Here is an 11,355-nt window from a genome sequence, read left to right as displayed (position 1 = left end):
ATCATTTTAGGATATTCACAGGCGGCTCCGTCGGAGCCGTGATCTTGATTTACTTGCCGTTTTTTCTATAAACAGGGAGCTCTGACGGAGCTGTTGCTACCGTCGACAGCACCGTCGCCTGTTTCTAGCTATTATTTTCTCGCTCTCAGTTTTGACTCCGTGAGGAGTCACCTGTTTGGAATCGATCATTTTAGGATATTCACAGGCGGCTCCGTCGGAGCCATGATCTTAATGTATTTGCCGTTTTTTCTATAAACAGGGAGCTCTGATGGGGCTGTTGCTACCGGCAGCATCGCCGTCTCCTGTTTCTAGCTATTATTTTCTCTCTCCCAGTTTTGATTCCGTGAGGAGTCACGTGTTTCGAATCGATCATTTTCGGATATTCACAGGAGGCTCCGTCGGAGCCGTGATCTTGATTTACTTGCCTTTTTTTCTATAAACAGGGAGCTCTGATGGGGCTGTCACTACCAGCGGCAGCACCGCCTCCTGTTTCTAGCTATCATTTTCTCTCTCAGTTTTGATTCCGTGAGGAGTCACGTGTTTCGAATCTATCATTTTCGGATATTCATAGGAGGCTCCGTCGGAGCCATGATCTTGATTTATTTGCCGTTTTTTCTAGAAACAGGGAGCTCTGATGGGGCTGTCACTACCAGCGGCAGCACCGCCTCCTGTTTCTAGCTATCATTTTCTCTCTCAGTTTTGATTCCGTGAGGAGTCACGTGTTTCGAATCGATCATTTTACGATATTCACAGGAGGCTCCGACGGAGCCATGATCTTGATTTATTTGCCGTTTTTTCTGTTAGCAGTGAGCCCCAAGGGAACTGATCAATGGATCTTTTATTATTTTTTCGATAAAACCTCAATAAAACAATTAACGGTTAAGTAAGAAATACCACAGTAAGCTCTTTTGTAACCATACATCCTGTTCTTTTTCCCTCATATGAAAACCAGACTTTTTTACCTCCTAATATTTTTCTTAACCGCTCGATTATCTTTTGCGCAAACCACACAATTCACATGGTGGAACCCTGCCAGCAGCACGTTTCCCGTTATTGAAGGACAAGCCTGGGCCAACGAAGTTAAAAACCGATACGACCGATTGCCTGCGCGGGCGGAAAAACTGGTAAGAGATCAGGTCTGGAATTTGTCGATGCAGGGAGCCGGGCTGATGATACGTTTCAGGGCAAACTCCGGAGAAATTAAAGTCAGATACCAGGTAGGAGGCAAACTTTCTCTGCCGCACATGCCATCAACCGGTGTAAGCGGGGTGGATTTGTACGCCATAACCAACGATGGCGACTGGCGCTGGTCAGCCGGAAAATATGCCTTTGGCGATACAATTACGTACAATTTTAAGAATATAGACCCGGTCGACGGGGGACATAAGCTGGGAAGGGAGTACCGTTTGTTTTTACCATTGTACAACAATGTAAAATGGCTGGAAATAGGCGTACCGGAAGGAACGAGGTTTGAGGCACTGCCTGTTCGTCCTGATAAGCCAGTAGTTATCTATGGCACTTCCATTGCTCAGGGGGCCTGTGCCTCGCGTCCGGGAATGGCCTGGACATCCATTTTAAGCCGGAAACTGGATGATCCGCTGATCAATCTGGGCTTTTCAGGAAACGGTCGTCTCGAAAAAGAGGTGGTGGATATGGTTTCGGAAATTGACGCAAAAATTTATGTACTGGATTGTCTCCCAAATCTGGTTTCCAGCGTCAATATTCCATTGGAGGAAGTGAAAAAACGCATTCTGGATGCGGTGCATGGGATCCGAACCAAGAGGCCCGTGACGCCAATTTTACTGGCGGAACACGACGGATATACCGATGAGGCCATAAATCTGGTAAGCCGTAAGAGTTATCAGGACGTGAATGTTGTCATCCGGGAAGCCTTTGGACAGTTGAAATCAGAAGGAGTAAAAGATATTTATTTATTGCCTAAAGAAGATTTTCAGCAGGATATCGAAACGATGGTGGATGGAGTCCATCCCACCGATCTGGGTATGATGCGATATGCGGAAGCTTATGAGAAGCATATCAGAAGTATTTTGCATGAGCCTGTTGGCGTTGTTTCGACGACCAAACCAACTACACAATTGAGAGAGCTTAACAACTATGATTGGGAAGTTAGGCACAAAGAAATTCTCAATTTGAATAAAATCGACCAGCCTAAGATTCTCATCATAGGTAATTCTATTACTCATTTTTGGGGAGGAGCGCCAAAAGGACCCAGAGCGGCAGGAGAAGAATCGTGGAATAAGACTTTTGGTGAGATCGGATCAAGAAATTTGGGTTATGGCTGGGACAGGATCGAAAATGCGCTGTGGCGGGTTTATCACGGAGAATTGGATGGCTTTAATGCAAAACAAATATTTGTTAATATCGGTACTAATAATCTTCATCTCAATACAGATGAGGAAATTATGGCTGGCTGGCAAGTGCTGATTGAAGCGATCAAATTCAGGCAGCCCAATGCGGCTGTGACAATGGTGGGAATTTATCCGAGGAGAGAGAAAGAAGAGCGCGTGGCTAAATTAAACGCACAATTAAAGCAGCTGGCCAAAACGACCAAGGTGGGTTATGCGGACCCGGGACTGGTCTTGGCAGGGAAGAATGGGAAGATTGACGAGTCGCTTTTTTCGGACGGACTGCATCCTAATGCGAAAGGATATCAAATGCTGGGAAAAGCTTATGAACCATTCATTAAATAAATGGTTCATAAGTTTCATTTATAAAATCACGCCGATGCCAAACAGGATTACAAACAGCAGCGTCGATAATGCCATCTGTTTAAGATAAGGATCCAGTTCGCTGGCTTTTTGTAATTTTGAAACAGCCAGTCCGTTTTTGATAAAGAACGGAAAACTCAGCAAAAAGATCAGGCTGGTATAGCCGGAAAAGTGCTGAACGGTGTAAACAAGGACGCAGGACATACCGATCAAAAGTATTGCCCAATGGTAAAGAATTGCTTTTTCCCGACCCAAACGGACAGGGATTGAGTTTTTGCCTGTGGCTCTGTCGGAATCAATATCGCGGATGTTGTTGATGTTCAATACACCCACAGCAAACAGTCCGCAGCTCGTGGCCGGCAGCAATAAATCCCAGTTCCAGACATGGGTATGCAGATAACTGCTTCCCAAAACGCCAACCCAGCCAAAGAAAATAAGTACTGATAAGTCGCCAAGTCCGACATATCCGTAAGGACGTTTTCCGGCTGTGTACGTAATGGCCGCAATAATACAGGCAATCCCGATTCCTAAAAACACCCAGAAAGCATTTGCAGGGGCGTTTTTTAAAGCGATATACAACAGCGAAAGTCCTGAAACCAGTGACAGGATTGAGAACAGAATGATTGCCTTTAACATCGTTGAGGCTGGGATGCTTCCGGAATGAACGGCTCTGCGTGGTCCTTCGCGCAGCTCGGTGTCTTTCCCGTTTACCGCGTCGCCATAATCGTTGGCAAAGTTGGAAAGTATCTGCAAAAGTGTTGTTGTCAATACACTTAACAAAGCAACGGGCCAGCTGAACTGACCCGTTGATGCCGCTAAAAAACAGCCCATTAAAATACATGAAAGCGCCAAAGGCAACGTACGTGGTCGGGCTGCTTCTATCCAGAATTTCATTTTTACTTATAAACTTAAATTAAGCCCGGGCCTTTTGTTCAACCCAGGCAATTATTTTTTCGGCATCTGCACCGGATTTTACGATCAGATACCTACCGCTTTCAGGAATTCAGGATCTGTCGGCAATATTTTTGACGCGAAGAAGTTTGTAAGTTCTCCTTTTTCGTTCACTACATATTTGCAGAAGTTCCAGGTTGGTACTTTATCATTCCATCCGTTCAATTCTTTGGTAGAAAGCCACTTGTAAATAGGGGCCTGATCGTCGCCAAGAACTGAAACTTTCTCAAACATCGGGAAAGAAACACCGTATGTTTTTGAGCAGAATGTAGCAATTTCTTCGCTTGTACCTGGTTCCTGGCCACCAAAATTATTGGCAGGGAAACCCAGAACAACTACTTTATCACCATGGTCTTTGTTGAATTTTTCCCAGTCGGCATACTGTTTTGTATAACCGCATTTGGAAGCAACGTTGAGAATCACCACTTTTTTTCCTTTGTATTTGCTCAAATCAACGACCTGATCTCCCACAAGGGATTTGACTTTGAAATCATACAGCGATTGTTTGGCAACAATGTGCTCGGCAGGTTTTTGTGCAATTTCACTCTTGTCGGCAAAAAGGCCTGCGATAAGCGAGGTAATCATAATGAATACTGATTTTAATAAGTCCATAACAAATTGATTTGGTTAAGCAATAGGTGGAAAACGTGAGTTACAATATTGGGTACTGACCAGATTGAATGCTCGCTATAAAATTAAACGTAAAAATATGCTTTTACATTCTTTCAGGTACATTTATTCCTAACAACCCCAAAGCTTTATGAATCGTTTCGGCCACCACTTTGGACAACGCCACGCGGAATTTAACGGCTTCCGGATCGGGATCCGCGAAAATCGATACTTCGGCGTAAAACTGGTTATAAACCTTTGCCAGCTCATAGGCATAAAATGAAACGACAGAAGGAGCAAATTCATTCCCCGCAGCCAGCACGCGCAACGGGAATTGCGACAATGTGAAAATCAACTCACGCTCTGCCTGGTGCAATTGATAACCAGATGCCGGCAACTGGATGTTGATACCCGATTGTTCTGCCTTGCGGATGATGGAACGGATACGGGTGTAAGTATATTGAATGAATGGTCCTGTATGTCCTTGGAAATCAATGGATTCTTCGGGGTTGAAAAGCATACGTTTTTTAGGATCCACCTTCAGTAGAAAATATTTTAATGCGCCCATCGCGAGCGTATGGTAAAGCTGAGTCGCTTCTTCTTTTTCGAAATCGTCAATTTTACCTAATTCCTGCGTACGGTCGGCCGCCGTTTGCGTCATTTGGCTGACAAGGTCGTCGGCATCCACCACGGTACCTTCACGAGATTTCATTTTACCCGAAGGTAGATCCACCATACCGTAACTGATGTGGTAACATCCCGACGCATAAGGGCGTTCCAGACGTTTCAGAATGGCAAACAATACATTGAAATGATAATCCTGTTCGTTTCCTACTACCCATAAATAACGGTCGTTGTGGAAGTCGCCGAATTTAAGTTCCGTTGTGCCAAGATCCTGTGTGATGTAAACGGATGTGCCATCGCCACGAAGCACCAGTTTCTCATCCAGCCCTTCGGCAGTGAGGTCTATCCAAACAGAGTTATCTTCTTTTTTGTAGAAAACACCTTTTTGTAAACCTTCTTCAATAATGTCTTTTCCTAACAGGTACGTGTTTGATTCGTAATATGTTTTGTCAAAACCTACACCAATTTGCTTGTAAGTCTGATTGAAACCGGCATAAACCCAGTTATTCATTTTTTGCCAAAGCGCTACCGTTTCGGCATCACCTTTTTCCCAAAGTAAAAGCAATTGCTGCGCTTCCAGAATCCACGGCGCTTTTTTGGCAGCTTCTTCCGGACTCATGCCTTTTTCGACAAGTTCGGCGATCTGCTTTTTGAATTCGATATCAAATTTTACATAATATTTTCCAGCCAAGTGGTCGCCTTTGATGCCCGACGATTCTGGCGTTTCGCCATCGCCCAGTTCGCGATAGGCAAGCATGGATTTACAGATATGAATGCCGCGGTCATTCACCAGGCAGGTTTTTACTACATCATACCCGTTTGCTTTTAAAATCCGGGAGAGCGAATCGCCAAGGAAGTTATTACGCAAATGGCCCAGGTGAAGCGGTTTGTTCGTATTGGGCGAAGAAAATTCTACCATGACAGACTTGCCGTTCGCAGGAGCAATGCCAAAATCAGCATCCGAGAAAATACCTCCGAATAATTCAAGCCACGTAGTATCGCGAAGACCGATATTCAAAAATCCCTGAACCACATTGCAACGGTCAACAACGGAAGAGCTGGCCTCCAGTTCGGCGCCGATTATCTGCCCGATTTCTGCCGGTGCGCGTCGTGTTGCTTTGGTTAAAGGGAAGGTTACGAACGTGTAAAAGCCCTCAAATTCCTTTTTGGTGGGCTGTAAGAGGATGTCTTCAACGGTAATGTCGAAATTCTTTTGGATCGCTTTTTGAATGTCAGCTTTCAGTATTGCTTCAATCGTCATGTATATTGCTTTTATAAAATTATAGAAGTGTTAATCAAATATTAAATAACATTTCTCTAAGTTTTTATTTGATTAAAAATATTTTTACATTAATGATGTATTACTCGTTTTGACGCAAAATTAGGGTAAATATTGAACACACTCACACCCGGCCCCAAGAACTTATGAAGAAGCGTTTGCTATTTCTCATACAAAGTTGTTTGATCATACAATTTTGCCTATTTGTACCAGCGAAAGTGCAGGCACAATTGGAGCAGTCTCATCGGCTTGAGATTCCTGTAAATTCGTCACGCTCCGAGTTGTTTGAGGTCTTCACTTTGGGTAATTCAGGGTTATTGTCATTGATTCGGGGGGATGAAAATTTCGGTAATAGAAATGAAAACTGGGAGTTTACCCGGTACGATACTTCGCTGAGTCCGATTTGGAAAATGAGTTTTAAGCTCGATTTTCGTTTTATCCCCGTGATGGCTTACCAGGGCGAACATTTTGGCTATTGGTTATTTGCACAACCCGATACGGATCATTTTCTCTTTCTGCAGGTAAATTTCAGCGACGGAGCGGTCGAGACTTATAAGGGGAATCTTTTGTCTGGCATAGACGTCAACCAGTTCAAGGTTATTGGTAGTAAAGCGTTGGTTGCAGGGTATCACCGCTCGCGTCCGGTGGTGCTCGTTCATTCCTTTTTTGATCATACGACGAGGGTTTTACCCGGACTTTATGAAAAAAATACAGAGTTAAATAACGTTGACATCAATGAACGGGACGGTATTATCAATGTCATCACGTATGCCTACCGCAAGAAAAACTGTGTTTTTGAAATCAAAACGTATTCTTATGAGGGGAAAATGTTGAAAAAAACTTCTCTGAGTGACCCTAGAAATAGCCTGATATCCGGGCAAATTGTGCCTTTGAATGCAGATGATTCGTATCTTATCGGTAATTATTCTGTGGGTTGTACCCCTTATTCGCAGGGTTTGTACATTACGCACATTGCGGACAACGAGCCTGAAAGTCCTTCATTTATTGAATTTTCGGAACTTCAGAATTTTTTCAATTATATGAAACCGAAACGGCGGGAGCGTGTGATGGAGCGGATTGGGAAGAGAAAAAGTATGGGAAAGGAGAACCGGTTCCGTTATCGGCTGCTGGTTCATGAACTGATTCAAACCGACGACGAAATTGTGCTGGTTGCCGAAGTTTATTACCCCAACCAGCGTGCCGGCTCGCCGATGGTGACCAATGGCATCACGCGCCCGTACTATGCCCGTTCCCTGGAAGGGTATCGCTACACCCATGCGATCGTTTGCGGCTTTGACAGGAATGGCAAGTTTAAGTGGGACAATTGTATTCCGATCAAGGACTTAACCAGTTTCGAGCTTCAGGAAATGGTCCAGCTGACACCGGTGAATGATTATTTTATTCTCGCATATCCGCAGGAGGGCACTATACACACCGAAGTGATCGACAGAAACAAAGTGGTTGTTGAAAATGAAAAATTCAAGATCAGTGCCAAATCTGAATCAGATAAAGTGCTGAACAACGAAAATGCGTACCTGGCTCCCTGGTACGGGCAGTATTTTCTGGCTTATGGCATGCAGCGGGTTGGTCCATCGTCCATCGGGCAGGGGCGCGAGGTTTTTTACATCAACAAGCTGACCTATAAAACGGAGAATATCAGCAAGGCCGAAAATCGGGATGTAAAGGATATGCCCAGATAGAGGGAGCAGGACAGCATGATGCTGAGCCTTCAATTATTCCTCATTGATCTAATCTACCATCCAGATGTGGTCGGTTTCAAAACCTTGTTCTTTCCATTCAACAAGCACACGCTGACTTTCGAGCGTATTTACTTTCATGCCGAAATAATCAGGCTCTATCGGTAGCTCGCGGTTGTAACGACGGTCGATCAGCACGAGCAGTTCTACCATTTTAGGCCGTCCAAAGGCTGTCATGGCGTCCAGAGCCGCACGAACCATGCGTCCGCTGGCAAGTACGTCATCGATCAGGATCACACGTTTTCCCTCGATAAGAAAAGGCACGTTCGTTTTATTGGGCAAAAGCGGAGAGTCCCGGCGGCGAAAATCGTCACGATAAAAAGTCGCATCCAGATGTCCAAGCGGAATATCTTTTCCGGTACGTTCACGCAATTCAGCCACAACACGCTCTGCGAAGAAAATTCCCCTGGGCTGCAAACCCATGATGACGGTATTGTCAAAATCCTGGTGATTTTCAATAAGTTCTTGACATAACCGGCTGGTCATGATCTCCAATAGCGGGCTGCTTAAAATAAGTCGTTTGATAGACATGGTATTATTTTCCTGAATTTTAGCCTAAATTAAGCTCACATTTATGAAATGTAAAACTTTTCCCTGCAATAAGTATTATTCCTGGATGAAAAGAATATGAATTCTGCTCATGGACAGCCTGATTAATTCTTCGGAAAAACGGCCAATTGATAACTAATTTTATTCCAGACACAGATTACTGTAACTTTGAATCCGCAATTAATAAACTGATTGTCGACGGATGTTTTTATTATTTTCAATTTAATACGGATGAAATACCTGATAGCAGGACTGGGAAATATTGGCCCGGAATATGCTTTTACAAGGCATAATATAGGATTTATGGTGCTGGACAGGCTGGCTGCTCAGAACGACTTTAAATTTTCTTTTGAAAAACTCGCATTTGTCGCCGAGTGGAAACATAAAGGACGGCAGTTTTATTTTATTAAGCCAACCACGTACATGAATCTGAGCGGGAAGGCGATTCGCTACTATATGGACCAGTATAAAATACCAAAAGAGAACTTACTGGTGATTGTCGATGAATTGCAGCTGCCTTTCGGGACTTTAAGGATAAAACCCAAGGGAAGCCATGGCGGACACAACGGATTGAGGAATATTGAGGAAATTCTGGGCACTTCCGAGTATCCGAGACTACGATTTGGCATCGGAAATAATTTTCCTCGTGGAAGGCAAGTAGATTATGTTCTAAAACCTTTTTCCAAGGAAGAAATGGATGAGTTGCCCATATTTTTAGACACCGGATGCGATATGATCATTTCGTTTTGTACTTTGGGTATACAATATGCGATGAATAATTACAACCAATGATTGTATTTTTTAAAGAATATATAAATATTTCAAGATGTGTGTTTGTTTGGTAATTTTTTTTATATTCAGAATATAATTTTTAAATGTTGGTGATAATCAATCGTTAATTGTTAATTTAATGCTTTTTATTTTAGAAAATTCCAAACAATATTCTGTTTTGTATTTTTTAGGTAATTTGTAATATCAAAATTTATATGGACATTTGTATATCGAATGACTGAAATAAAAATTGAATAAATCCATGACGCTGAATTAAATATATATTATATTTGTATTCATATAAAGGAGATTTATTTTTAGAGGACTTAGGGTTGTCTAAGTTTATGTGCAGAGAGGTCGGGGAATAGTTTTTTTGATAAATCTGAAAACGGATTCACATCGTATATTGATTGAATAAATTTCAATTTTGTAAAATAAGAAAATTGAAGTATTATTGAGAAAATTGTGACTTTGTAGAATAATGATAGTCCAATGTTAGAAATGATTAACAAAGGATTTTAATAAAACGAAATAATTTTGACCTGAATGGTCTGACACCTGGTAACAAATTTGAAGCTATCAGTCTGTAATTCGGGCAAATAAAGATAAGAAAAGGTTAAGGGTTTAGGAATAGTCAGTATAAAGCCGTCTTCATGAGATGGCTTTATCTTTTTATAGGCTCCGCCCAAACTTCCACCCGGCGGTTTAATTTTCTAAGTTCTTCCGACAAATTCTTTTGACTGGGCCTGGTCGAGCCATACCCAACGCCTTCAATACGGTCTGCACTGATCCCTTTTTCCATTAGATAGTTTTTTACCACACTAACGCGCTGGCCGGACAATTCGATATTCTTGTCAAAATCTCCGATGTTATCGGTATGCCCTTTCAGCATGATTTTAAGATCTGTCCGGGTCTGGAAATAGGCAATAATGTTATCGAGCTGGGATCTCGCCTGACTTTGAAGCGTGTCGTTGCTCTGGTTAAACAAAATGGTTGCCAAAGGACTTTCAAATGTTTCCGGGCTTAGGCTTACCAGTGATTTAACCTCGGTGGCGCGGGCAGTTGTCCTGACCGGAATGATTTTAGGCTGAAAACCCGCTGATTGAACGGTTATCCGGTAAGATTCATGCGGTTTTAATTCAAAAGAATAGCTGCCTTTTTGTACCGTGGTTTTGGCTACAAGTGAGTCATTGAGGGATTTTCGGACCGAAACTTCCGCTTGCTCAACCGCATTGAGATTCCTGCCGTCAAATACTTTTCCCGTAACCCGAACGAGATTTTTATTGATCGTCGGCGTTTCTTTTTCAATCGTTTTGGGTTCTTCTTTGACTTGCTCAACCTCTGCCACAGATTCCTTTGGTAATCTGCTGATTGTTTGAAAACTTCGCCGGATAAAAACAGGCGTCATAACGCGATCATACAGACGGATCAACGCGACGGATCCGGCACTCGCTTCATGGTTTGCCACCAGATCGTCCTGGAAAAGATTTAATACCTGATCGTTATCCAGCATCCCTTCCGTTCCCGGATCTTTAAATTCAACTTTTGACAAACCATTCACGTACATTTTGATGATTTTCGTCTCGAAATCCCTGGAATACACATAGTGAATATACTGATTAGCCCTGACAGGTGCTTTTTCACCGATCGCGAAATCGTAGAAATTTAACTTTCCGTCATAAATATAACTTCCGTAATCGCTTTTGCGGTTTTTAAAATCGAGGACACGCTTCCAGCTGTCAAGTTCTGTAAGCTTAAAATAAATTTCTACGGTAAATGATTTGTTTAGAAAACCCTTCGTCTCCTTGTTGTCAAACTGTAATCCGGAATTTTTTTCAAACTGATAAATAGTCCTGATTAATTCGGGGACGCCTTTCTCACCGCTTCCCGGTACCTTTTCCTGGATCAACTGACCGGACTGTCCTAATTTATGTAAAACCGGACCTCCTTTTTCAATAGGGGCGAGGCCGTTATTGAAATCATAAGTCCACTGGTTTTGCGAAAACGCGGAATAACAGGAGTGGCTAAGAAGAAAAACAAGAAGCCACTTTGCATTTTTTTTACTAATCATCTTCAAAAATATGAA

Annotated in this window: 8 protein-coding genes; 3 read left to right on the top strand and 5 right to left on the bottom strand. The window is 42.8% G+C overall.

The features are described from left to right. Window positions 1-941 precede the first annotated feature (941 nt). Window positions 942-2,711 carry an SGNH/GDSL hydrolase family protein gene (locus RB622_RS22505; RefSeq protein ID WP_308048938.1) on the top strand — a complete coding sequence of 590 codons (1,770 nt, stop codon included), beginning with the start codon at window positions 942-944 and terminating at the stop codon, window positions 2,709-2,711. An 18-nt stretch (window positions 2,712-2,729) separates the two neighbouring features. Here RB622_RS22505 and RB622_RS22500 read toward each other — a convergent pair whose 3' ends face one another. From RB622_RS22500 to argS, 3 genes are all read right to left on the bottom strand, one after another. Next, on the bottom strand, window positions 2,730-3,623 hold the full coding sequence (locus RB622_RS22500) for a 1,4-dihydroxy-2-naphthoate polyprenyltransferase (RefSeq protein ID WP_308048937.1): 894 nt from the start codon (window positions 3,621-3,623) through the stop codon (window positions 2,730-2,732). An 84-nt stretch (window positions 3,624-3,707) separates the two neighbouring features. Further along, window positions 3,708-4,265 carry a glutathione peroxidase gene (locus tag RB622_RS22495; protein ID WP_308048936.1) on the bottom strand — a complete coding sequence of 186 codons (558 nt, stop codon included), beginning with the start codon at window positions 4,263-4,265 and terminating at the stop codon, window positions 3,708-3,710. Window positions 4,266-4,395: 130 nt separating this feature from the next. Then, window positions 4,396-6,174 carry an arginine--tRNA ligase gene (gene argS, locus RB622_RS22490; protein WP_308048935.1) on the bottom strand — a complete coding sequence of 593 codons (1,779 nt, stop codon included), beginning with the start codon at window positions 6,172-6,174 and terminating at the stop codon, window positions 4,396-4,398. 200 nt (window positions 6,175-6,374) lie between these two features. On the opposite strand from argS, the gene RB622_RS22485 reads away from it, so the two are divergent. Further along, on the top strand, window positions 6,375-7,892 hold the full coding sequence (locus RB622_RS22485; protein ID WP_308048934.1) for a hypothetical protein: 1,518 nt from the start codon (window positions 6,375-6,377) through the stop codon (window positions 7,890-7,892). Between the two features lie 48 nt (window positions 7,893-7,940). Here RB622_RS22485 and pyrR read toward each other — a convergent pair whose 3' ends face one another. Then, window positions 7,941-8,480: a bifunctional pyr operon transcriptional regulator/uracil phosphoribosyltransferase PyrR gene (gene pyrR / locus RB622_RS22480; protein ID WP_308048933.1), complete on the bottom strand. Its 540-nt coding sequence runs from the start codon at window positions 8,478-8,480 to the stop codon at window positions 7,941-7,943. Window positions 8,481-8,729: 249 nt separating this feature from the next. Between pyrR and pth the strand changes: the two genes are divergently transcribed. Next, the gene (pth, locus tag RB622_RS22475) at window positions 8,730-9,290 is read left to right on the top strand and encodes an aminoacyl-tRNA hydrolase (protein ID WP_308048932.1); all 561 of its coding nucleotides are present in this window, start codon (window positions 8,730-8,732) and stop codon (window positions 9,288-9,290) included. A gap of 643 nt (window positions 9,291-9,933) precedes the next feature. Here the strand turns inward: pth and RB622_RS22470 are convergent. Then, window positions 9,934-11,340 carry an OmpA family protein gene (locus tag RB622_RS22470; protein WP_308048931.1) on the bottom strand — a complete coding sequence of 469 codons (1,407 nt, stop codon included), beginning with the start codon at window positions 11,338-11,340 and terminating at the stop codon, window positions 9,934-9,936. Window positions 11,341-11,355 lie beyond the last annotated feature (15 nt).

This window comes from Dyadobacter sp. LHD-138, assembly GCF_030929615.1.
Taxonomy (GTDB): Bacteria; Bacteroidota; Bacteroidia; order Cytophagales; family Spirosomataceae; genus Dyadobacter.
This window is presented reverse-complemented; position numbering and strand designations above follow the sequence as displayed.

What these genes read in the sequence shown, in the direction of transcription:
- RB622_RS22495 (WP_308048936.1), bottom strand. Translation starts at nt 4,265, where the DNA reads ATGATTACCTCGCTTATCGCAGGCCTTTTTGCCGACAAGAGTGAAATT.
- pth (WP_308048932.1), top strand. Translation starts at nt 8,730, where the DNA reads ATGAAATACCTGATAGCAGGACTGGGAAATATTGGCCCGGAATATGCT.
- RB622_RS22470 (WP_308048931.1), bottom strand. Translation starts at nt 11,340, where the DNA reads ATGATTAGTAAAAAAAATGCAAAGTGGCTTCTTGTTTTTCTTCTTAGC.
- RB622_RS22500 (WP_308048937.1), bottom strand. Translation starts at nt 3,623, where the DNA reads ATGAAATTCTGGATAGAAGCAGCCCGACCACGTACGTTGCCTTTGGCG.
- RB622_RS22505 (WP_308048938.1), top strand. Translation starts at nt 942, where the DNA reads ATGAAAACCAGACTTTTTTACCTCCTAATATTTTTCTTAACCGCTCGA.
- argS (WP_308048935.1), bottom strand. Translation starts at nt 6,174, where the DNA reads ATGACGATTGAAGCAATACTGAAAGCTGACATTCAAAAAGCGATCCAA.
- pyrR (WP_308048933.1), bottom strand. Translation starts at nt 8,480, where the DNA reads ATGTCTATCAAACGACTTATTTTAAGCAGCCCGCTATTGGAGATCATG.